We start from the raw sequence: 20889 nt of genomic DNA, 5'->3' as shown, positions 1-20889 counted from the left end.
ACCGTCAGCCGGCGGCCTGCCGGTCCTTCTCGGCCTTCTCCGCCGCCTCCATCTCCGCGAACACGTCGATCGGCGCGGGGGCCTTGGCGAGGAAGACCCACGTCAGCCAGACGGCCAGCAGGAACGGCGGGATCTTCAGGGCGACCAGGACCCAGCCCAACTGCTCGGTGTCCGCCCACCAGTACAGCGGGAAGAGGATCGCGCACTTGGCCAGCAGGATCGCGCCCCAGGCGTAACTGGCCTTGGCGTACGCCTTCTTGCGGCCGGGGTTGCGGGTGCGCCAGGAGAGGTTCTCCTTGAAGACCGGGCCGAGGATCAGGCCGATCAGCGGGACACCGCACAGGGTGGTGATGATGTAGGCCAGGCCCAGGCCCAGCGTGTAGAGCATGCCGGGCAGGTAGAAGTCCTTGGCGTTGCCGGTCATCATCGCGAAGACGACACCGAAGGCGACACCGAAGACACCGCTGAAGGCGTGCTTGACGGTGTCCTTCATCGCCAGGCGGACGGCGACGAGCAGCAGGGACACACCGAGCGCGGCGATCGCCGACAGGTGCAGGTCCTTGTTGATGGTGTAGATCGTGACGAAGAGCAGTCCGGGCAGCACCGTCTCGATCATGCCGCGCAGGCCGCCGAAGGCTTCGAACAGCGCGTCCTGGGTCACTGCCCGGGAGTCGTGCCCGCCTTCTGCGGTGGTGTCTTCGGTCGGCTTGTCGAGCGACGTCACCGGCTACTCCCGTCCGAGCGGTCTCAGTTCGTATTTCGGGTTGAACAGCACCCGGCGGCCCCGGCTCATCGAGATCCGGCCCGATGCGATCAGCTTGCGCCCCGGCTCTATGCCCACGATGGAGCGTCTGCCGAGCCACACCACGTCCAGCGCGGCGGAGCCGTCGAACAGCTCGGCCTCCAGGGCCGGGACCCCGGCACGCGGCCGCAGGGTGACCGTGCGCAAGGTACCAGTAACCGTGACTATCTGTCGGTCCCGGCAGTCACCGATGCGGGTACAGCCGGCCGTCGCCGAGTCCTCGCGCAGTTCCTCGGACTCCAGGTCCTCCTGCGACGAGGAGAGCCGGTCGAGCATGCGCCGGAACCGGCCCGCCGGCTTCTCGGATCGAGGAACAGAACTCATGTCTGAAGCGTACCGGGGCACACCGACACCTACGTAACCCCCGGGGAGCGGCGGGAGACAGCGGGATCGGCCCCGACTTGCCTAAAGCCTTTAGGCAATCCCATAATGGCTTTCGGCAAAAGGAAGGGCGGTCATGGTACGTGCAGGACTCACCCCGGAGCTGCTGACCCGGGCCGGGGCGGAGCTCGCCGACGAGGTCGGCTTCGACCGGGTGACCGTCTCGGAGCTGGCCCGCCGGTTCGACGTGAAGGTCGCGAGCCTGTACTCGCATCTGAAGAACTCCCACGAGCTCAGGACCCGGATCGCCCTGCTCGCCCTGGAGGAGCTAGCCGACCGGGCGGCGGACGCCCTGGCGGGCCGGGCCGGCAAGGACGCCCTGACCGCGTTCGCCGACGTCTACCGCGACTACGCCCGCTCCCACCCCGGCCGCTACGCCGCGACCCGCTACCGCCTCGATGCCGAGACGGCCGCCCGCAGCGCGGGGGTGCGGCACGCCCAGATGACCCGGGCGATCCTGCGCGGCTACGACCTGGCCGAGCCGGACCAGACCCACGCCGTCCGCCTCCTGGGCAGCGTCTTCCACGGCTACGTCGACCTGGAACTGGCCGGCGGCTTCAGCCACAGCTCCCCCGGCAGCGAGGAGTCCTGGACGCGGATCCTGGACGCCCTCGACGCCACCCTGCGCACCTGGCCCCCCTCCTGAAAGCCCACTCCATGCAGACCACGCCCCTCACCCCCGCCTTCGTCCGCGGCGCCCTCGACCTGGAGCGCACCGAGCACGGCCTGCTGCCGCACCGGCTCCCCGCGCGGGCCCGCGCCCAGTGCGCCGACCCGCAGCTCGCCATGGTCGAGTCCCAGCCCTCCGGCGTACGGCTCGCCCTCCGCACCCGGGCCACCACCGTCGAACTGGACACGCTGCCCACCAAGCGGTCCTACGTCGGCGTCCCGCCCCGTCCGGACGGCCTGTACGACCTGCTCGTCGACGGCACGCTGACCCACCAGGCCGTGGCGGCCGGCGGCAACACCCTGATCGTCGACATGGCCGCCGGCACCACCGAGCACCGCCCCGGACCGGTCGCCACGGTGCTCTTCTCCGGGCTGCCGGCCCGGGAGAAGGACGTGGAGATCTGGCTGCCGCACAACGAGACCACCGAACTGGTGGCCCTGCGCGCCGACGCCCCCGTCGAGCCCCTGCCCGACCGCGGCCGCAAGGTGTGGCTGCACCACGGCAGCTCCATCAGCCACGGCTCCGACGCGGCGAGCCCCACCGGCATCTGGCCCGCCCGCGCCGCGACCCTGGCCGGAGTGGAGCTGATCAACCTGGGCTTCGGCGGCAGCGCCCTCCTGGACCCCTTCACCGCCCGCGCGATGCGGGACACCCCGGCCGACGTGATCAGCGTCAAGATCGGCATCAACCTGGTCAACCTGGACCTGATGCGGCTGCGCGCCTTCACGCCCGCCGTCCACGGCTTCCTGGACATCATCCGCGACGGGCACCCCGACACGCCGCTGCTGGTCGTCTCCCCGATCCTGTGCCCCATCCACGAGGACACCCCGGGCCCCGGCGCCTTCGACCCGGCCGCCCTGAGCACCGGACACCTGAAGTTCCAGGCCCTCGGCGACCCCGCGGAACGGGCCACCGGCAAACTGACCCTCAAGGTGATCCGCGAGGAGCTGTCCCGGATCGTCGAACAGCGCACCCCCGAGGACCCGAACCTCGGCTACCTCGACGGCCTGGACCTCTACGGCGAACAGGACTGGGCCGAGCTCCCCCTCCCCGACGACCTCCACCCGGACGCGGCCACCCACCGCCTGATCGGCGACCGCTTCGCGAAACTCGTCCTCCAGGCATAGTCAGCCCTGGTCAGCGCTCGAAGCGGTACCCCATCCCGGGTTCCGTGACGAAGTGCTTCGGGTGCGAGGGGTCCGCCTCCAGCTTCCGTCTCAACTGGGCCATGTACACCCGCAGATAGTTCGTCTCGGTCCCGTAGGACGGCCCCCAGACCTCCTGCAGCAGCTGCTTCTGGCCGACCAGCCGCCCGGCGTTGCGGACCAGGACCTCCAGCAGGTGCCACTCGGTCGGCGTCAGCCGGACGTCGGCCCCGGCACGGTTGACCTTCTTCGCGGCCAGGTCGACGGTGAACGTCCCCGTTTCGACGATCACTTCTTCCTCGCCGCCGCCGAGGGGCTCGGCGCGCCGGACCGCCGCCCGCAGCCGGGCCAGCAGCTCGTCCATGCCGAACGGCTTGGTGACGTAGTCGTCGGCGCCCGCGTCCAGCGCCTCGACCTTCTCGTCGGAGGAGTGCCGGGCGGACAGCACGAGGACCGGCACCCGGGTCCAGCCGCGCAGACCCCGGATGACGTCGACGCCGTCCATGTCGGGCAGACCGAGGTCGAGGACGACCACGTCCGGGTGGCGGGCGGCGGCGAGCCGGAGGGCGCCGGCACCGTCGTACGCGGCGTCCACCTCGTACTTGCGGGCCTTGAGGTTGATCACCAGGGCCCGCACGATCTGCGGATCGTCGTCGATCACGAGCACCCGGGTCATGGGGCCTCCTGCCTTTCGGGTTCCGGTACTTCCAGTACGGCGGGCTGAACGAACTCGTCGGCGGCGACGCGGAGCGTGAACACCATCGTCAGGCCGCCGCCCGGGGTGTCCTCCGCGTTCAGCGTCCCGCCCATCGCCTCCGCGAACCCGCGCGCCACCGCGAGTCCGAGTCCCACGCCGGCCCCGCGCGGCGCGTCACCGTACCGCTGGAAGGGCGCGAAGATCCGCTCCTTGGCGTCATCGGGGACGCCGGGCCCGCGGTCCACGACCCGCACCTCGACGCGGTCGGCGAGGGAGCTGGCGGAGACGAGGACACGGGCGCCGGGCGGGCTGTACTTGACGGCGTTCTCGACGACGTTGGCGACCGAGCGCTCCAGCAGCCCGGGGTCGACGGCGACGATGGGCAGGGTCTCGGGGATGTCGAGTTCGACGCTGTCCTCGGGCACCCCGCCGAGCGCCACCGGCACCACTTCGTCCAGGCCGGTCCCGCGGACGATCGCGCTGACCGTGCCGGTCTGCAGGCGGGACATGTCCAGCAGGTTGCCGACCAGGTGGTCCAGGCGGTCGGCGCCGTCCTCGATCCCCGCCAGCAGCTCCGCCTCGTCCTCCTCCGACCAGGCCACGTCGTCCGAGCGCAGGCTGCTCACGGCCGCCTTGATCCCGGCGAGGGGGGTGCGCAGATCGTGGCTGACGGCGGCCAGCAGCGCCGTACGGATGCGGTTGCCCTCGGCCAGCGCGCGGGCCTGCTCGGCCTCCTCGTGGAGCCGGCGCCGGTCCAGGACGACGGCGGCCTGCGCGGCGAACGCGGCCAGCACCCGGCGGTCCTCGGCGGGGAGCACCCGGCCGGTCAGCGCCAGCGCCAGGTGATCGCCGACCGGCATGTCCACGTCCGCGTCCTCGGGCCGCCGCACGGGCCCGCCCTGGCCGACGCTGCCCGCGCAGGTCCACGGATCGAGGTCGCCCGCCCGCTCCAGCAGGGCCGCCGACTCCATCCCGAAGGTCTCCCGGACCCGTTCCAGCAGCGCCTCCACGCTGGTCTCGCCGCGCAGCACGTCCCCGGCGAGGAAGGAGAGGATCTCGGACTCGGCGCGCAGCCGGGCGGCCTGGTGGGTGCGGCGGGCGGCGAGGTCGACCACCGAGGCCACCGACACCGCCACGGCCACGAAGATCACCAGGGCCAGGATGTTCTTCGGGTCGGCGATGGTGATCCGGTGCACGGGCGCGGTGAAGAACCAGTTCAGCAGCAGCGACCCGGTCAGCGCCGAGGCCAGCGCGGGCAGCAGTCCGCCGAGCAGCGCCGCCGCCACCGTCAGGGCCAGGAACAGCAGCATGTCGTTGGTGAGGCCCAGGTCGGCGTCGACGTGGGTCAGCAGCAGGGTGAGCAGGGCCGGACCGCCGACCCCGGCCAGCCAGCCCCACACGATCCGGGACCGGCCGAGCCGGGCTCCCCGGGCGACCGGCAGCCCGCGCCCCTTGGCGGCCTCTTCGTGGGTGACGATGTGCACGTCGAGGTCGGACCCCGACTCCCGGGCGACGGTCGCCCCGACGCCGGGCCCGAAGACGTACTGCCAGGTCTTGCGGCGCGAGGAGCCGAGCACGATCTGGGTGGCGTTCACCCCGCGCGCGAAGTCCAGCAGGGCGGCCGGGATGTCGTCGCCCACGACATGGTGGAAGGTGCCGCCCAGCTCCTCCACGAGGGTGCGCTGTACGGCGAGTTCCTCGGGTGAGGCCGAGGTCAGGCCGTCGCTGCGGGCGATGTAGACGGCGAGGACCTCACCGCCGGCGCCCTTCTCGGCCAGCCGCGCGGCCCGCCGGATCAGGGTCCGGCCCTCGGGGCCGCCGGTGACTCCGACCACGATCCGCTCGCGCGAGCCCCAGATCCTCGACACCCGGTGCTCGCCGCGGTAGACGCGCAGGTACTCGTCGGCCCGGTCGGCCACCCACAGCAGCGCCAGCTCGCGCAGGGCGGTGAGGTTGCCGGGCCGGAAGTAGTGGGACAGGGCCGCGTCGACCTTGTCGGGCCGGTAGACGTTGCCGTGCGCCAGCCGCCGGCGCAGGGCCTGCGGGGACATGTCGACCAGCTCGATCTGGTCGGCGCGGCGCACCACCTCGTCCGGCACGGTCTCCCGCTGCCGTACGCCGGTGATGGACTCCACGACGTCGCCCAGCGACTCCAGGTGCTGGATGTTGACCGTCGATATGACGTCGATCCCGGCCGCGAGCAGCTCCTCGACGTCCTGCCAGCGCTTGGCGTTGCGGGAGCCGGGGACATTGGTGTGGGCGAGCTCGTCCACCAGCGCCACCCGGGGCCGCCGGGCGAGGACGGCGTCGACGTCCATCTCGGAGAAGGTGCCGCCGCGGTAGCCCGGCGTCCGGCGCGGGATCTGCTCCAGGCCGTGCAGCAGCACCTCGGTGCGCGGCCGGCCGTGGTGCTCCACGAACGCCACCACGCAGTCGGTGCCCCGCTCGGCGCGCCGGTGCGCCTCGGAGAGCATCGCGTACGTCTTGCCGACGCCCGGTGCCGCACCGAGATAGATCCTGAGCCTGCCGCGTCCCACAGCGTCGACCTTACGACCCGCAAACCGGGCATATGGCGCCGGGTGCGGCAGCCGGGGCGTCCTTGACACAACCCTGACGCACCGCGCCCGGCGGCGGCCGCGAGCAGTCCGGTTCGTACGCCGTCAAGACCCCGCGCATGCGAGAGGGCCGTACCCCCTCGGGGGTACGGCCCTCTCGCTCACGACTGTCTAACGGACCTCGGTGATCTCCGGTCCGCGCTGCAACTGCCCCATGCCGCCCGAGAACCGGGATCCGGCGTCCTCCTGCTGGACCCCCTCGGGGACCATCTGGGCGTCGTTCGGCAGCTTCAGGACGATCGGGTCGCGGGGCGCCATCGGGCCCTCGCCGCGGACCACGACCGTGTCCCGGAAGATCTGCTCCAGCAGCCCGGCCGCCTGCGGCTGCACCGCGCCCTGGCCCGAGATCACGCCGCGCAGGAACCAGCGCGGCCCGTCCACACCGACGAACCGCACGACCTGGAAGCCGCCCGTGCCGTCCGGCAGCTGCACCGGGACCTGCGCCCGCAGCTCCCAGCCCAGCGGGCCCTCGACCTCGTCGATGATGCCGCCCTGCTGGGTGATGCCGGAGCCGATCTCCTCGCGCACCTCGCCCCAGATGCCCTCGCGCTTGGGAGCGGCGAAGGCCTGCAGCTGGATGGCGCTGTCGCGCAGGACGACGGTCGCCGCGACGATCGCGTCGCCCGCGACCTCGACCCGCAGCTCCATGCCCTCGACCCCGGGCACGAAGAGCCCGCCCAGGTCGACCCGGCCCTCGCCGGGCTCGCGCACCTCGGTGCTGTCCCACGGCCCGTCGGGCCGCGGCTCCGGCTCCAGCCGCACGCGCTCGCGCGTGCCCTCGTCGTCCGCCTCGGTGTCGACGCCGTCGACGACCTGCTCGGGCTCGCCGGCCGCGTCCTCGGCGGCACCCTTCTTCTTGCGACGTCCGAACACGTCACTGTCCTTCCCGGTCGGATACGACCGAAGCGTATCTAGTCCCACCCGTCGTGCCGCCCTCGGCGGCCTGACCCCTTGTGCCGCGCCCGCCGTCCACGGCGGCGTGCCCACCGGTGGACCCGAAGCCCCCCTCGGCCCGCGCCGAGCCGGGAAGCTCCGCGACCTCCTGGAAGCGGACCCTCTCGACCTGCTGGACGACCAGTTGGGCAATCCGGTCGAAGCGCTCGAACCGCACGGCCTCGCGCGGGTCGAGATTCACCACGATCACCTTGATCTCCCCACGGTACCCGGCATCAACCGTCCCCGGGGCATTCACCAGGGCGACACCGCAGCGGGCGGCCAGACCGGAACGTGGGTGCACGAAGGCCGCGTACCCCTCGGGGAGCGCCACAGACACCCCCGTCGGCAGCACCGCCCGCTCGCCCGGCTTCAGTTCACAGTCCTCGGTGGTGCGCAGATCCGCGCCGGCGTCGCCGGGATGCGCGTACGACGGAAGCGGTACGTCCGGGTCGACGCGGCGGATCAGCACGTTCAGGGGGTCACGGCTCACGGGTTCACCTCGAAGGCGCGGGCCCGCCGCACCTGGTCCGGGTCGTTCATGGCGGCCTGGATCTCCTCCTGGCGGCCGTTGTCGATGAAGTGGTCGACCTTGACCTCGACGAAGAGGGCGTCGGCGCGGACGGCGACGGGTCCTTCGGGGCCGCCGACGCGTCCGGTGGCGGTGCAGTAGATCTTCCGCCCGGCCACCGCGGTCACCTCGGCCTCGAGATGCAGCACGGTGCCGACCGGCACGGGCCGCCGGAAGTCGGTCTCCAGGCGGCCGGTCACGGCGATGGTCCGCAGCAGCCAGTTCAGCGAGCCGAGGGTCTCGTCGAGCGCGGTCGCGAGGATGCCGCCGTGCGCGAGGCCCGGCGCGCCCTGGTGCTCGGGGCGCACGGTGAACTCGGCGGTGAGGGTGACCCCTTCGCCCGCCCGCGCCTGCAGGTGCAGCCCGTGCGGCTGCTCGCCGCCACAGCCGAAGCACTGGCCGTAGTGCGCGCCGAGCAGTTCACCGGGCGCGGGGGCGTCCGGGTGCCGCACCGGTTTCACGGCGTCGGCCGGGGGCTGAAGGTTTGCGGATGTACCACTCACAGGCGCAGACCTTACCCGCGCGTCGGCGCCTTCCGGACACCGTGCCAAGCTTGGATCCATGCAGCTCTCCGCCACCCCGTACGAAGAACGCCTCACCGCCCCCCGCTCGTGGTGGCTGGTGTCGGTGCTGGCCGGCCTCGCGCTGGCGCTGATCCTGCTGCCCTTCGGCACCCTGCCGATGCTCGGCGGCCTGGTCGGCGGCACCGCCGCGGCGGCCGTGGTGGCCAGTTCCTACGGCGCGGTGCGGATCCGGGTGGTGGGCGGCTCGCTGATCGCGGGCGACGCGAAGATCCCGGTCACGGCGCTGGGTGAGGCGGAGGTGCTGGACCGCGAGGAGGCCCGGGCCTGGCGTACGTACAAGGCCGACACCCGCGCCTTCCTGCTGCTGCGGGCCTACATCCCGACCGCGCTGCGCGTGCAGGTCACCGACCCCGAGGACCCGACGCCGTACCTGTACCTGTCGACGCGGCGGCCGGAGGCCCTGGCGGAGGCCATCCAGGCGGCGAAGGCGGCCTAGCACACAGGGTCGAAGGGTCCCCGGAACGGGGACCCGGAGCAGGTCATTTCCCTGGCCATCCGCGCCCGAGACGTCTGGGGCGGACCTCCTTCGCGACGTCCCCCAGCGTCAGCGGGTCGGCCGGTGTCTCCAGCGGCGGGAGATCGGGCAGCGCGTCCCAGGGCACCTGGATCCGGCGCAGGTCCGCGCGGATCCGGTCGGCCAGCTTCTTGGTGTCCCGGCGGTTCATCAGCGCACCCACGGCCGCGCCGACCATGAACGGCATCAGGTTCGGCAGGTTGCGCACCATCCGCTTCATGATCTGCTGGCGCAGCTGGTGCTTCATGTGGCTGTTCAGCGCCGTGCTCACCGTGGCCGGCTTGGTCACGTCGATGCCGCGCTCCCCCGACCAGGAGTCCAGGTAGGCGGTGGAGCGCTGTTTCAGGTTCCCCGGCGGGCGTACGCCGTAGACCTCGTGGAGTTCGGCGATCAGCTTCAGCTCGATCGCGGCGACTCCGGTGACCTCCGCGGCCAGCTCCGCCGGCATGGCCGGCGGCACGGGCAGCATCGCCGCCGCACCGACGCCCGCACCGACCGTGGACGTCGCGGTCATCGCGCCCGCCACGAGCTTGTCGGCGAGCTGTTCGGGGCCGAGCCCCGGGAACTGTCTGCGCAGGGTCGCGAGGTCCCGTACGGGCACTCGCGGGGCGTTGTCGATGATCCGGTCGGCGAGGTAGGCGAGGCCCGCCTTGGCGCGGCTGCCGCCCTTGCGGACGCCTTCCACGGCCTTGTCGCGGATCACCGCGGCCCGTCGCCGGGCGACGGGAGCCGGAGGCTGAGCCGGCACCGGCGGATTGCCGGAGCCGGCCGCCGGTTCGAGCGAGGCCGATCCGTCAGCGGATGAGCCTCGCCCGTCGTCACGCGCGCCGTAGGGGCCGCCGGGCGGCCCTTGGTCCGCTCCCCGGCCGGGGAAGCGGCGCTTCCAGGGAGGGGTCGAGCCAGTCACGGCCGACCCGCCCTCAGTCGCAGTCGCGACAGATCGGCTGACCGTTTTTCTCCCGGGCCAGCTGGCTGCGGTGGTGCACCAGGAAGCAGCTCATGCAAGTGAACTCGTCCTGCTGCTTGGGCAGCACCCGGACGGCCAGCTCCTCGTTCGAGAGGTCCGCGCCGGGCAGCTCGAGGCCTTCCGCGGCCTCGAATTCGTCGACATCCACTGCGGAGGTCGACTTGTCGTTCCGGCGGGCCTTGAGCTCTTCAAGGCTGTCCGAGTCGACGTCGTCGTCGGTCTTGCGTGGGGTGTCGTAATCCGTTGCCATGTCGCTCTCCCCCTCTGGGTGTCTGCGGTGTCTCCAGCGCACGTAACGCGTGAGAGGCCGGACTTGTGCCCGACCCGAGGCGGAGATTTTGCCTCACATCAAGGTCTGTTACTCAATCGACACCCAACCGGACTCCTCAAGAGTGATCGGCTTGGATGGCGATGCGGACCGTACACGGTCCCAATGCCGCACTTCAAAGGCGTCTCACCGTGTACTTCCCGTGATCAGGACCCCCGAAAACCCGGATTTTCCCGGCTTTCCGGCGGCTTGCATGATCACGGAGAGTAGATGGCTGGAAATTCGCCCTTGTGATCGATCACACACGGTACCTCTTGCTTCACGTCCAGAAAATTCCGCGCAAAGCGAACAAGTCCGAGTGTCGCCTTATCGATCTCCGTTGGGCCGCCTCTTTCAGACCGGCAGAGCCACTCTCATCACCAGCCCTCCGCCCTCGCGCGGCTGTGCCGCGATGTGCCCGCCGTGCGCCCGGGCCACGGACCGCGCGATGGACAGACCGAGCCCTACGCCCTTGTCGCTGCCCGTGCGCTCCGTGCGCAGCCGCCGGAACGGCTCGAAGAGATTGTCGATCTCGTACGCCGGGACGACCGGCCCCGTGTTGGACACGACCAGGATCGCCTGGCCGTGCTGCAGCTCGGTGGTGACCTCGACCCAGCCGCCCTCGGGGATGTTGTACCGCACGGCGTTCTGCACGAGGTTCAGGGCGATCCGCTCCAGCAGGACGCCGTTGCCCTGGACCACCGCGGGGTCCCGCTTGCCGCGGATCTCCACGCCCTTGGCCTCGGCCTCGCCGTGCACCTGGTCGACGGCCTGCTCGGCCACCTCGGCGAGGTCGACCGGCTTGCGCTCGACGATCTGGTTGTCGCTGCGGGCAAGCAGCAGCAGGCCCTCCACGAGCTGCTCGCTGCGCTCGTTGGTGGCCAGCAGGGTCTTGCCGAGCTGCTGGAGCTCCACCGGCGCGTTCGGGTCGGACAGATGCACTTCCAGCAGCGTGCGGTTGATCGCGAGCGGGGTGCGCAGTTCGTGGGAGGCGTTGCCGACGAAGCGCTGCTGGGCGGTGAAGGCCCGCTGGAGGCGCTCCAGCATGTCGTCGAAGGTGTCCGCCAGCTCCTTCAGCTCGTCGTCCGGGCCGTCCAGCTCGATCCGCCGGGACAGGTCGGAGCCGGCCACCGCGCGGGCGGTACGGGTGATCCGGCCGAGCGGCGACAGGACGCGGCCCGCCATGGCGTAGCCGAACGCGAAGGCGATGACGGCGAGGCCGAGCAGGGCCAGCAGGGAGCGGCTGAGCAGGGTGTCCAGGGCGTTCTGCCGCTGTTCGTTCACGCACTCGTTCAGCGCGCGGTTGAGCTCGTCCGCGGGCAGTTGGGTGGCACGCATGTTGCACATGTCACTGGACACCTGGCCGGACAGGACCCTGAACGGCAGATCACTGCCGACGTTCAGCGCGCTCGCGGCGAGCAGATAGATGATCGACAGGAGCAGGATGCCGGCGATCAGGAACATGCCGCCGTAGAGCAGGGTGAGCCTTATCCGGATGGTGGGGCGCAGCCAGGGGAAGGGCTGCACCGGCTTCCTGGGGTCCCAGGTCGGTTTGGGGGGCGCCTGGGGCGGTGCGGGGGTGGCTGCCACGGGGGATCAGATCCGGTAGCCGGAGCCGGGGACGGTGACGATCACGGGGGGCTCGCCCAGCTTGCGGCGCAGCGTCATGACGGTGACCCGGACGACGTTGGTGAACGGGTCGGTGTTCTCGTCCCAGGCCTTCTCCAGCAGCTGCTCCGCGGAGACGACGGCGCCCTCGCTGCGCATCAGCACCTCCAGGACGGCGAACTCCTTGGGCGCGAGCTGCACCTCCTTGCCGTCGCGGAAGACCTCGCGGCGGTTGGGGTCGAGCTTGATCCCGGCGCGCTCCAGGACGGGCGGCAGCGGCACGCTGGTGCGGCGGCCGAGGGCACGCACGCGTGCCGTGAGCTCGCTGAAGGCGAAGGGCTTGGGGAGATAGTCGTCGGCGCCGATCTCCAGGCCCTCGACCCGGTCGCTCACATCGCCGGACGCCGTGAGCATCAGCACGCGGGTGGGCATGCCGAGTTCGACGATCCTGCGGCAGACGTCGTCGCCGTGCACGAGCGGGAGGTCACGGTCGAGGACGACCACGTCGTAGTCGTTGACGCCGATGCGCTCCAGGGCGGCCGCACCGTCGTACACGACGTCGACGGCCATGGCCTCCCGGCGCAGTCCGGTGGCCACCGCATCGGCGAGCAGTTGCTCGTCCTCGACGACGAGTACGCGCACGTCGCTGTTCCTTCCTGAGGTCCACCCGCGTAGCGCCGCTGGGACGCGCGAGCAGGGGTCTGGTGGGGTGTGTCGGCGTCCATCCTGCCCTTTTCGGCCATAAGTCGGCGGTAAGGCGGGTGAGGGGCGCATGAAGGGCGGCTGTGCGGGCCCGGGAATGCGAGATTTTCCGCTGGGGTTGAGGTTTCCGTGAGGAAGCGCGGGGGGAGGACGGCTTTACACCCCGCGATCACGCTCCGCTTGTGCCGCACCACCATGCGGTACGCGGCAATCCGCTTTCCGCAGAGCGGTCGTGGATGTCCGGCACCGTCGCCGCCCGGCTGGGGCAGCGCCGGGCACCCACAGGGGACGTGATCGCCCCTTCCGAACGGCACACCCCGGTGCCACCGACCCACGACCCAGGACGAGGGGGCACAGCATGGACGCATTCACCGCAGGGCTTCTGCAGCGCATAAGGGCGACCGAGTCCGACCTGACGCGGGCCCGCGACGAGGGCGACGACTTCCTCGTCGAGGTGGAGCAGGGCGAGCTCGACGACCTGCGCCGCCTCGCCGCGGAGCATGGTGTGGAAGTCGGCGCGTACAGCGTCTGATCAATACTTACGCACAGAGACCTACGCACAGGAGCGGGCCCCCGGCGAATCCAGCGCCGGGGGCCCGCTCGCGTGCCGTGCCGGACGCGGGTCAGTCGTGCCAGGCGCCGAAGTCCTCCAGCAGCCGCTGGAGGGGCTCGAAGACGCCCGGGGTGGCCGCGATCGCCAGATCACCCGTGGGGCCCTCTCCGGGCCGTCCACCGGTCAGGGCCCCCGCTTCCCGGGCGATCAGGTCGCCCGCCGCGAGGTCCCAGGGGTGCAGGCCCCGCTCGTAGTAACCGTCCAGCCGGCCCGCGGCCACGTCGCACAGGTCGACCGCCGCCGAGCCGGAGCGCCGGATGTCCCGCAGCAGCGGGATCAGCCGGTGCGCGATCTCGGCCTGGTGGACCCGGACGCCGGTCACGTAGTTGAAGCCGGTGGAGACCAGCGCCTGGTCCAGCGGCGGCGCCGGCCGGCAGGCCAGGGGGCGCTCGCCCTCCCAGACACCGGTGGCGAAGGCGCCGGCGCCGCGGACGGCGTGGTAGGTCTCGCCGCGCATGGGGGCGGCGACGACTCCGACGACGGTCTCGCCGTCCTGCTCGGCGGCGATGGAGACGGCCCAAGTCGGCAGGCCGTACAGGTAGTTGACGGTGCCGTCGAGCGGGTCGATCACCCAGCGGACCCCGCTGGTGCCCTCGGTGGAGGCGCCCTCCTCACCGAGGAAGCCGTCGTCGGGGCGCTGGTCGGAGATCAGGTCGGTGATCAGCTTCTCGGCGGCGATGTCCATCTCGGTGACCACGTCGATCGGGCTCGACTTGGTCCTGGCCACCGCGAGATCGGCCGGGCGGCCGTCCCGCAGCAGGTCGCCCGCGCGGCGCGCGGCCTGCCGGGCGAGACGGAGCAGGTCCGTGTGGACGGGGTCGGTCACGGGGCTCCTCAGGCGTAGGGGCTGTCGGCGCCCGCGGCGGCGGGCCGGGGGGCGCGGGCCGGGCAGCAGCCGACCGGGCAGAGATGGTGGCTCGGGCCGAGCGCGCCCAGGGCGCACGGGGTGACGGCCCGGCCGCTCTCGGCGGCGGCCCGCTCCAGGACCAGTTCGCGGACGGCGGCGGCGAACCGCGGGGCGGCCCCGACGGTGGCCGAGCGGCGGACCGGAAGACCGAGCTCGGCGGCCTTGGCCGTGGCCTCGGTGTCGAGGTCGTACAGCACCTCCATGTGGTCCGAGACGAACCCGATGGGCGCCATGACCACGGCCGGGGCACCGGCGGCGTGCCGCTCCTCCAGGTGGTCGCAGATGTCGGGCTCCAGCCACGGGACGTGCGGGGCGCCGGAGCGGGACTGGTAGACGAGCTGCCAGGGGCGGTCGACGCCGGTGCGCTCGCGGACGGCCTCGGCGATCAGCCGCGCCACGTCCAGGTGCTGCCTGACGTACGCCCCGCCGTCGCCGTGGTCCTCGACCGGTCCGGAGGTGTCCGCGGCGGAGAGGGGGATGGAGTGGGTCGTGAACGCGATCTGGGCGCCGTCCCGGATCTCCTCCGGGAGGTCGGCCAGGGACCGCAGCACGCCGTCGGTCATGGGCTCCACGAAGCCGGGGTGGTTGAAGTAGTGCCGCAGCTTGTCGATCCTCGGCAGCTCCAGGCCCTCGGCCTCCAGGGCGGCGAGCGAGTCGGCGAGGTTCTCGCGGTACTGGCGGCAGCCCGAGTACGAGGCGTAGGCACTGGTGGCGAGGACCAGGATGCGGCGGCGGCCGTCGCGCACCATCTCGCGCAGGGTGTCCGTGAGATACGGCGCCCAGTTGCGGTTGCCCCAGTAGACGGGCAGGTCCAGGCCGTGGCCGGCGAAGTCCTTGCGCAGGGCGTCGAGGAGTGCGCGGTTCTGGTCGTTGATGGGGCTGACCCCGCCGAACAGGAAGTAGTGCTGTCCGACTTCCTTCAGGCGTTCCTTGGGGATGCCGCGCCCCCGCGTCACGTTCTCCAGGAACGGAACCACGTCGTCCGGGCCCTCGGGGCCACCGAAGGAGAGCAGCAGGAGGGCGTCGTAGGGGCTGGCATCGAGCGCGTCTGGCATGGGTCCGATCCTGCCACCCGGCACTGACAGCCGGGACAGGGCGGGGGGTCGACCTGGGCCTCCGACCGGCCGATCGGGTGCATTAGGGTTGCCTTACTCGTAAGCTGTATCAGCTGTGTTCGCGCCTTACGGGCGCAGAGGTGCGCGCCGTGCCGGGCGCGTCCTCGACGAGCCGCCCGCCTCTCGACCGGAGACCCCAGTGCCCAGCCCCTACCGCGCCCTGTTCGCCGCCCCCGGCTCCAAGGCCTTCTCCGCCGCGGGCTTCCTCGGCCGGATGCCCCTGTCGATGATGGGGATCGGCGTGGTGACGATGGTGTCCCAGCTGACCGGGCGCTACGGCCTGGCCGGTGCTCTGTCGGCCACCATCGCGCTGGCCGCGGCGGCGGCCGGGCCGCAGGTCTCCCGGCTGGTGGACCAGTACGGCCAGCGGCGCGTGCTGCGGCCGGCGACCCTGGTCTCGCTCATCGCGGCGGCCGGACTGCTGCTGGCCGCGCACTACCGCTGGCCGGACTGGACGCTGTTCGTGTTCTCCGCCGGCATCGGCTGTGTGCCGAGCGTCGGCGCGATGATCCGCGCCCGCTGGGCGGCCGTGTACCGGGGCACCCCGCAGCTGCACACCGCGTACTCCTTCGAGTCGGTGGTGGACGAGGTCTGCTTCATCTTCGGGCCGATCTTCTCGATCGGTCTGTCCACGGCCTGGTTCCCGGAGGCGGGTCCGCTGCTCGCCGCCTGCTTCCTCGCGGCCGGCGTCTTCTGGCTGACCTCCCAGCGCGCCACCGAGCCCGAGCCGCACCCGCGCGCGCGGCACGAGCGGCGCGGCACCAGCGCGCTGCGCTCCGCCGGCCTCCAGGTCCTGGTGGCCACCTTCGTGGCGACGGGAGCGATCTTCGGGGCCGTCGACGTGGTCACCGTGGCCTTCGCCGAGGAGCAGGGCCACAAGGGGGCCGCGAGCATCGTCCTGGCCGTGTACGCGGCCGGTTCCTGTGCGGCGGGCGCCGTGTTCGGGCTGCTGCACCTCAAGGGGGCGCCCGAACCTCGCTGGCTGCTGGGCATATGCGCGATGGCCGTGAGTATGATCCCCCTCCTACTGGTCGGAAACTTGCCGTTTCTGGCCGTGGCGCTGTTCCTTGCGGGGCTCTGCATCGCTCCGACGATGATCACGACGATGTCCCTCATCGAACAGCACGTACCACGCGCGCAGCTGACCGAGGGCATGACCTGGGTGAGCACGGGGCTCGCGGTCGGGGTCGCGCTCGGCTCCTCCGCGGCCGGCTGGGTGATCGACGCGGCCGGCGCGCAGGCCGGGTACGGGGTTCCGGCGGTGTCCGGAGCCGTCGCGGTCGCGGTCGGTTTCCTCGGGTACCGCCGGCTCAAGCGGCCGGATCCGCGTCGGGGAGGCACCGTTGAGCAGCACAGCGAGCGGGAAGAACGGCACGTGGCGTAACTGGGGAGGAAACGTCTCCGCCCGCCCCGCGCGGGAGGTCACGCCCGCCTCCGCCGAGGAACTGGCTCAGGCCGTGCGCCGGGCCGCCGAGGACGGCCTGAAGGTGAAGGCCGTCGGCACCGGGCACTCCTTCACGTCGATCGCCGCCACCGACGGTGTGTTGATCCGTCCTCAGCTGTTGACCGGCATCCGCCATATTGACCGGGACGCCATGACCGTCACGGTGGAGGGCGGCACCCCGCTCAAGAGGCTCAACCTGGCCCTGGCCCGCGAGGGTCTGTCGCTGACCAACATGGGCGACATCATGGAGCAGACGGTCGCCGGAGCCACCAGCACCGGAACCCATGGCACGGGCCGGGAGTCGGGCTCGATAGCCGCCCAGATCACGGCACTTGAACTGGTCACGGCCGACGGCTCGGTCCTCACCTGTTCCCGCGAGGAGAACCCGGACGTCTTCGCCGCGGCCCGGATCGGCCTCGGCGCGCTCGGCATCGTCACCGCGATCACCTTCGCCGTGGAGCCGGTCTTCCTGCTGACGGCCCGCGAGGAGCCGATGACCTTCGACCGGGTCACCCGCGACTTCGACGAACTGTGGGCCGAGAACGAGCACTTCGAGTTCTACTGGTTCCCGCACACCGGTAGCACCAACACCAAGCGCAACAACCGCAGCGCGGGCCCGGAGCGTCCGGTGGGCCGGCTCAAGGCCTGGTTCGAGGACGAGTTCCTCTCCAACGGCGTCTTCCAGGCCGCGCAGTGGGTCGGCCGCGCGGCGCCCCCCGCGGTCCCGGCCATCGCCCGGATCTCCAGCAAGGCCCTGTCCGCGCGGACGTACACGGACATCCCGTACAAGGTCTTCACCTCGCCGCGCCGGGTGCGGTTCATGGAGATGGAGTACGCCGTCCCGCGCGCGGCCGTCGTCGAGACGCTGCGCGAGCTGAAGTCGATGCTCGACCGCTCGGACCTGCGGGTCAGCTTCCCCGTGGAGGTGCGCACCGCCCCGGCCGACGACATCGCCCTGTCCACCGCCGCGGGCCGGGACAGCGGGTACATCGCCGTCCACCTGGCCAAGGGGACCCCGTACCAGCGGTACTTCACCGCCGCGGAGCGCATCTTCACCGCGCACGAGGGGCGGCCGCACTGGGGCAAGGTGCACACACGGGACGCCGAGTACTTCGCCGGGGTCTACCCGCGCTTCGGCGAGTTCACGGCGCTCCGGGACCGGCTGGATCCGGACCGGCTGTTCCAGAACGACTACCTGCGGCGGGTCCTGGGCGCCTAGCACAAGCGCCGGGCCGCGTGAGGTACGCCACATTCCAGATCCCCCAACTCCCTTGCCCGGCGGCCGACTCCCGCCTCTTGCGCCAACTCGGGCGGCGCGCCAATCCACGCACGTGGCCCAAATGGAGTACTGTTGCGAGCCCTGGGTCCGGTCTCCCGCCAGGGCGTCCGTGGCCTTCAAGGACCGCCTGGAGGGGGCTAGTTGCACAGGGTGACGGAGTTGGTCACTTAGCGTTGCGAATAGGTAACCGTGCCATAACGGCGATCCAGGGCCCGTGCCCGACACGCCGGGCAACTCGGCAAGGTTGTGGCAGGCTGCACCCGGGCAGGCCACACTCGACTAGCGGAAGCAGCGACGCACGTGACGTCGGCAGGCACCACCCGGGAGGTCCCCATGCCCGAACTGCGTGTCGTGGCCGTCTCCAATGACGGCACACGGCTGGTGCTGAAGGCTGCCGACGCGACGGAGTACACGCTTCCGATCGACGAACGTCTCCGTGCCGCGGTACGCGGCGACCGTCCCCGCCTCGGCCAGATCGAGATCGAGGTGGAGAGCCATCTCCGCCCCCGCGACATCCAGGCGCGTATACGCGCGGGTGCCACGGCGGAGGAAGTCGCGCAGATGGCGGGCATTCCCGTCGACCGCGTCCGGCGCTTCGAGGGCCCCGTGCTGGCCGAGCGTGCCTTCATGGCCGAGCGGGCCCGCAAGACCCCGGTCCGCCGCCCCGGCGAGAACGCCGGGCCCCAGCTCGGTGAGGCCGTTCAGGAGCGGCTGCTGCTGCGCGGCGCCGAGAAGGACAGCGTGCAGTGGGACTCCTGGCGCCGTGACGACGGCACCTGGGAGGTGCTGCTGGTCTACCGGGTGGCGGGCGAACCGCACTCGGCGAGCTGGACGTACGACCCGCCCCGGCGGCTCGTCCAGGCCGTCGACGACGAGGCCCGCTCGCTGATCGGCGAATCCGAGGACCTCGCGGCGCCCGAGCCCAGCTTTCCGTTCGTCCCGCGTATCGCCCGGCTGCCCCGTGACCGTCCGCTGGACGGCAGGATCGAACGGGAGCGGCCGAGTCTGCCCGCGCCCGAGCCGGTCGAGGAGACCGTGAGCGAACGGGACTCGCTGACCAGCCTGTTGGAAGCCGTGCCCAGCTTCCGCGGCGACCTCGTCGTGCCGGAGCGCCCTTCGGAGGCCCCCGAGGCGGAGGAGCCCCCGGTCGAGCCCGAGGCGGAGGAACCGCCCGCCCCCGCGGCGTCGGCCGGTTCCGCCTACGCCGATGTCCTCATGCCCCGCTCCGTGGGCAGCCACCGCGACCGGCTGATCGGCTCGACCGACCGCCAGGCCGAGGCCGACGGCGTCCGCCCCGGCCGCCGCGCGGCGGTCCCGAGCTGGGACGAGATCGTCTTCGGCACCCGCCGCAAGAAGCAGGAGTAATGCGGCCGTTACGCCGCCGAGGGCGCCGTAACGCACCCGCCCGCGCCCTGAGCCCCACTACCCGGCGCGGCCAGCTCTCCCCTGGGCCCGCCCCACACGGCGCGGGCCCAGGCCACCCCCTGGCCCACCCGGCCCAGGTCCGAGAACCCCGCCAGCCAGCACCATCCGCTCCGCCCGCCCCGCCCGAAACCGTCATGCGGGCCGGGACCAAGTGCGAGACCACCCCACCCCACCCCACCCACCCCAGCCGGACCGGCCCAGGACCGCACCCCCCGCCGCTCTGCCCCACGGTGCAACCGGCCCGACGCGCCGACCGACCCCGGTCCGAAACGACTCCACCCGACGCCGGCCAACACCGGCCCCACCCACCCGCCCCAGGCCGAACCGGCCCAGGCCGCACCGCGGACCGACCACCCGGCCGACCCGGTTCCGAGACCACCCCACCCGACGCCACCCGACGCCAGCCCCAGCCACCACAGCCGCCCCGGGCCCACCACCGCCGGCGCCCGGGGCCGAAGCCAAGTCCACCCCGCCCAGCAGTGCCGCGGAACCGGGAAGAATCTCCCGCCCGCCCCGCCCCGCCCGCCCCGCCCGCCCCGCCCGCTGCCGTGCGCTACTGCGGATCCGGGCCGGTTGCCACCGGACGGGAAGGGTCTGTGGACCATTCCGACCAGGAGCCCACGTAGAGCGCGGCGGGGATGCCGGCGACGGCGAGGGCCAGGACCTCGTGCGCCCCGGAGACGCCCGAGCCGCAGTACACGCCGACCGCCGTGCCCTCGTCGGCGCCGAGGGCCTTGAAGCGGGCGTGCAGTTCCTCGGCGGGGAGGAAGCGGCCGTCGGCGGCGACGTTCTCGTCGGTCGGTGCGGACACCGCGCCCGGGATGTGCCCGCCGACGCGGTCGATCGGCTCCACCTCGCCCCGGTACCGCTCCCCCGCGCGGGCGTCCAGCAGCAGCCCGGAGCGGGCCAGTGCGGCGGCGCCGTCCGCGTCGAGCAGGCCGGCCGCGGCCGGGTCCGGCCGGAAGTCACCCTCCGCAGGCGTCGGGACCGACGTCTCCAGCGGCCCGTCCCAGGCCGGCAACCCGCCGTCGAGGACCCGCACGTCCGGGTGACCCGTCCAGCGCAGCAGCCACCACGCGCGGGCCGCGGCCCAGCCCTGGCCGCCGTCGTACACGACCACGGGACGCTCGGCCGAAACACCAGCGCGGCGCATCGCGGAGCCGAACTCCGCGAGATCCGGCAGCGGATGCCGGCCGGCCGTTCCGGGTGCGGCGGCGAGCTCTTCGTCCAGGTCGACGAAGACCGCGCCGGGAAGGTGTCCGGCCGCATATTCGGCCCGTCCGTCGAAGGGCGGCTCGCCCGCCGCTCGAGCCACGCTCAACTGCCAGCGGACGTCCAGCAGCACCGGCGGACGGGATCCGCCCAGGTCGCCCGCGAGTTCGGTTGCGGAGATGATGGCGTTCATGGCTCCCATCCTCGCGTACGGGGTGGCCGCAAAGTCCAGGTCCGGCTACTCTGCTCGGCCGGACAGCCCCGATCACGACGCGTACGGGATCGGGCACATGCTGTACAGCCGATCGACACCCGTGGGCCATCACGCGGAAACGGACGAGAAGCGGCACACCGGGCATCCTCCGGGCACAGCGCGCGGTACCGCGGCGCGCCCGGGA

At 72.2% G+C, this 20889-nt stretch carries 21 protein-coding genes; 7 read left to right on the top strand and 14 right to left on the bottom strand.

What is annotated here, in order from left to right; all coding sequences use genetic code 11:
- Nucleotides 1–4: 4 nt before the first annotated feature.
- Both ACWD1Z_RS27935 and ACWD1Z_RS27930 read right to left on the bottom strand, forming a co-directional pair.
- Nucleotides 5–724 carry a DUF3159 domain-containing protein gene (locus ACWD1Z_RS27935; protein WP_451122341.1) on the bottom strand — a complete coding sequence of 240 codons (720 nt, stop codon included), beginning with the start codon at nt 722–724 and terminating at the stop codon, nt 5–7.
- A gap of 3 nt (nt 725–727) precedes the next feature.
- Nucleotides 728–1126, bottom strand: a complete 399-nt coding sequence (locus ACWD1Z_RS27930) for an OB-fold nucleic acid binding domain-containing protein (protein ID WP_250071191.1) — start codon at nt 1124–1126, stop codon at nt 728–730.
- Nucleotides 1127–1259: 133 nt separating this feature from the next.
- Between ACWD1Z_RS27930 and ACWD1Z_RS27925 the strand changes: the two genes are divergently transcribed.
- Both ACWD1Z_RS27925 and ACWD1Z_RS27920 read left to right on the top strand, forming a co-directional pair.
- Complete coding sequence (locus ACWD1Z_RS27925) at nt 1260–1829, top strand: TetR/AcrR family transcriptional regulator (RefSeq protein ID WP_451122340.1); 570 nt, start codon at nt 1260–1262, stop codon at nt 1827–1829.
- 11 nt (nt 1830–1840) lie between these two features.
- Nucleotides 1841–2980, top strand: a complete 1140-nt coding sequence (locus tag ACWD1Z_RS27920) for a GDSL-type esterase/lipase family protein (protein ID WP_451122339.1) — start codon at nt 1841–1843, stop codon at nt 2978–2980.
- Between the two features lie 10 nt (nt 2981–2990).
- On the opposite strand, the gene ACWD1Z_RS27915 is transcribed toward ACWD1Z_RS27920, so the two are convergent.
- From ACWD1Z_RS27915 to ACWD1Z_RS27895, 5 genes are all read right to left on the bottom strand, one after another.
- Nucleotides 2991–3674 (bottom strand): response regulator, encoded by a 684-nt coding sequence (locus tag ACWD1Z_RS27915; RefSeq protein WP_451122338.1) that lies wholly within the window; start codon nt 3672–3674, stop codon nt 2991–2993.
- Nucleotides 3671–6232 carry an ATP-binding protein gene (locus ACWD1Z_RS27910; protein ID WP_451122337.1) on the bottom strand — a complete coding sequence of 854 codons (2562 nt, stop codon included), beginning with the start codon at nt 6230–6232 and terminating at the stop codon, nt 3671–3673. The genes ACWD1Z_RS27915 and ACWD1Z_RS27910 overlap by 4 nt, the downstream gene beginning before the upstream one ends.
- Before the next feature lie 189 nt (nt 6233–6421).
- Nucleotides 6422–7183 carry a DUF3710 domain-containing protein gene (locus ACWD1Z_RS27905; RefSeq protein WP_250071186.1) on the bottom strand — a complete coding sequence of 254 codons (762 nt, stop codon included), beginning with the start codon at nt 7181–7183 and terminating at the stop codon, nt 6422–6424.
- A 1-nt stretch (nt 7184) separates the two neighbouring features.
- Nucleotides 7185–7736, bottom strand: a complete 552-nt coding sequence (gene dut, locus ACWD1Z_RS27900; RefSeq protein ID WP_451122336.1) for a dUTP diphosphatase — start codon at nt 7734–7736, stop codon at nt 7185–7187.
- Nucleotides 7733–8317, bottom strand: a complete 585-nt coding sequence (locus ACWD1Z_RS27895; RefSeq protein ID WP_451122335.1) for a PaaI family thioesterase — start codon at nt 8315–8317, stop codon at nt 7733–7735. Before ACWD1Z_RS27895 ends, dut begins: the two co-directional genes overlap by 4 nt.
- A gap of 58 nt (nt 8318–8375) precedes the next feature.
- Here ACWD1Z_RS27895 and ACWD1Z_RS27890 point away from each other — a divergent pair, with 58 nt between their 5' ends.
- Nucleotides 8376–8834: a DUF3093 domain-containing protein gene (locus ACWD1Z_RS27890; protein ID WP_451122334.1), complete on the top strand. Its 459-nt coding sequence runs from the start codon at nt 8376–8378 to the stop codon at nt 8832–8834.
- A gap of 43 nt (nt 8835–8877) precedes the next feature.
- Here ACWD1Z_RS27890 and ACWD1Z_RS27885 read toward each other — a convergent pair whose 3' ends face one another.
- The 4 genes from ACWD1Z_RS27885 to ACWD1Z_RS27870 form a co-directional block, all read right to left on the bottom strand.
- On the bottom strand, nt 8878–9819 hold the full coding sequence (locus ACWD1Z_RS27885; protein ID WP_451122333.1) for a hypothetical protein: 942 nt from the start codon (nt 9817–9819) through the stop codon (nt 8878–8880).
- Nucleotides 9820–9832: 13 nt separating this feature from the next.
- On the bottom strand, nt 9833–10129 hold the full coding sequence (locus ACWD1Z_RS27880; protein WP_005481602.1) for a DUF4193 domain-containing protein: 297 nt from the start codon (nt 10127–10129) through the stop codon (nt 9833–9835).
- A 411-nt stretch (nt 10130–10540) separates the two neighbouring features.
- Complete coding sequence (locus ACWD1Z_RS27875; protein WP_451122332.1) at nt 10541–11776, bottom strand: sensor histidine kinase; 1236 nt, start codon at nt 11774–11776, stop codon at nt 10541–10543.
- A 6-nt stretch (nt 11777–11782) separates the two neighbouring features.
- A complete protein-coding gene (locus ACWD1Z_RS27870) occupies nt 11783–12436 on the bottom strand; it encodes a response regulator transcription factor (protein WP_009191109.1) in 654 nt (217 codons plus the stop codon).
- Nucleotides 12437–12854: 418 nt separating this feature from the next.
- Between ACWD1Z_RS27870 and ACWD1Z_RS27865 the strand changes: the two genes are divergently transcribed.
- Nucleotides 12855–13028 (top strand): hypothetical protein, encoded by a 174-nt coding sequence (locus tag ACWD1Z_RS27865; protein ID WP_015657365.1) that lies wholly within the window; start codon nt 12855–12857, stop codon nt 13026–13028.
- Nucleotides 13029–13119: 91 nt separating this feature from the next.
- On the opposite strand, the gene ACWD1Z_RS27860 is transcribed toward ACWD1Z_RS27865, so the two are convergent.
- Together ACWD1Z_RS27860 and ACWD1Z_RS27855 are read right to left on the bottom strand one after the other, a co-directional pair.
- Nucleotides 13120–13935: an inositol monophosphatase family protein gene (locus ACWD1Z_RS27860; RefSeq protein WP_451122331.1), complete on the bottom strand. Its 816-nt coding sequence runs from the start codon at nt 13933–13935 to the stop codon at nt 13120–13122.
- A gap of 8 nt (nt 13936–13943) precedes the next feature.
- Complete coding sequence (locus ACWD1Z_RS27855; RefSeq protein WP_451122330.1) at nt 13944–15071, bottom strand: ferrochelatase; 1128 nt, start codon at nt 15069–15071, stop codon at nt 13944–13946.
- Between the two features lie 199 nt (nt 15072–15270).
- On the opposite strand from ACWD1Z_RS27855, the gene ACWD1Z_RS27850 reads away from it, so the two are divergent.
- The 3 genes from ACWD1Z_RS27850 to sepH all read left to right on the top strand — a co-directional run bounded on the left by ACWD1Z_RS27850 (nt 15271) and on the right by sepH (nt 19219).
- Nucleotides 15271–16515, top strand: coding sequence for an MFS transporter (locus ACWD1Z_RS27850; protein WP_451122329.1), 1245 nt, complete (start codon nt 15271–15273; stop codon nt 16513–16515).
- Complete coding sequence (locus tag ACWD1Z_RS27845; RefSeq protein WP_451122328.1) at nt 16475–17794, top strand: D-arabinono-1,4-lactone oxidase; 1320 nt, start codon at nt 16475–16477, stop codon at nt 17792–17794. Before ACWD1Z_RS27850 ends, ACWD1Z_RS27845 begins: the two co-directional genes overlap by 41 nt.
- Nucleotides 17795–18187: 393 nt before the next feature.
- Nucleotides 18188–19219, top strand: coding sequence for a septation protein SepH (gene sepH / locus ACWD1Z_RS27840; RefSeq protein ID WP_451122327.1), 1032 nt, complete (start codon nt 18188–18190; stop codon nt 19217–19219).
- Nucleotides 19220–19832: 613 nt separating this feature from the next.
- On the opposite strand, the gene ACWD1Z_RS27835 is transcribed toward sepH, so the two are convergent.
- On the bottom strand, nt 19833–20684 hold the full coding sequence (locus tag ACWD1Z_RS27835) for a sulfurtransferase (RefSeq protein ID WP_451122326.1): 852 nt from the start codon (nt 20682–20684) through the stop codon (nt 19833–19835).
- Between the last annotated feature and the right edge of the window lie 205 nt (nt 20685–20889).

The sequence above is a fragment of the Streptomyces sp. NPDC002784 genome, assembly GCF_053592135.1.
The sequence above is the reverse complement of the archived record's forward strand: the minus strand, read 5'-3'. Positions and strand labels throughout refer to the sequence as shown.

Excerpts from the sequence above, each read along its gene's own strand:
- ACWD1Z_RS27835 (WP_451122326.1), bottom strand. The coding sequence starts at position 20,684 with ATGAACGCCATCATCTCCGCAACCGAACTCGCGGGCGACCTGGGCGGA.
- ACWD1Z_RS27865 (WP_015657365.1), top strand. The coding sequence starts at position 12,855 with ATGGACGCATTCACCGCAGGGCTTCTGCAGCGCATAAGGGCGACCGAG.
- ACWD1Z_RS27925 (WP_451122340.1), top strand. The coding sequence starts at position 1,260 with ATGGTACGTGCAGGACTCACCCCGGAGCTGCTGACCCGGGCCGGGGCG.
- ACWD1Z_RS27920 (WP_451122339.1), top strand. The coding sequence starts at position 1,841 with ATGCAGACCACGCCCCTCACCCCCGCCTTCGTCCGCGGCGCCCTCGAC.
- ACWD1Z_RS27890 (WP_451122334.1), top strand. The coding sequence starts at position 8,376 with ATGCAGCTCTCCGCCACCCCGTACGAAGAACGCCTCACCGCCCCCCGC.
- ACWD1Z_RS27855 (WP_451122330.1), bottom strand. The coding sequence starts at position 15,071 with ATGCCAGACGCGCTCGATGCCAGCCCCTACGACGCCCTCCTGCTGCTC.
- sepH (WP_451122327.1), top strand. The coding sequence starts at position 18,188 with ATGCCCGAACTGCGTGTCGTGGCCGTCTCCAATGACGGCACACGGCTG.
- ACWD1Z_RS27930 (WP_250071191.1), bottom strand. The coding sequence starts at position 1,126 with ATGAGTTCTGTTCCTCGATCCGAGAAGCCGGCGGGCCGGTTCCGGCGC.
- ACWD1Z_RS27880 (WP_005481602.1), bottom strand. The coding sequence starts at position 10,129 with ATGGCAACGGATTACGACACCCCACGCAAGACCGACGACGACGTCGAC.
- ACWD1Z_RS27915 (WP_451122338.1), bottom strand. The coding sequence starts at position 3,674 with ATGACCCGGGTGCTCGTGATCGACGACGATCCGCAGATCGTGCGGGCC.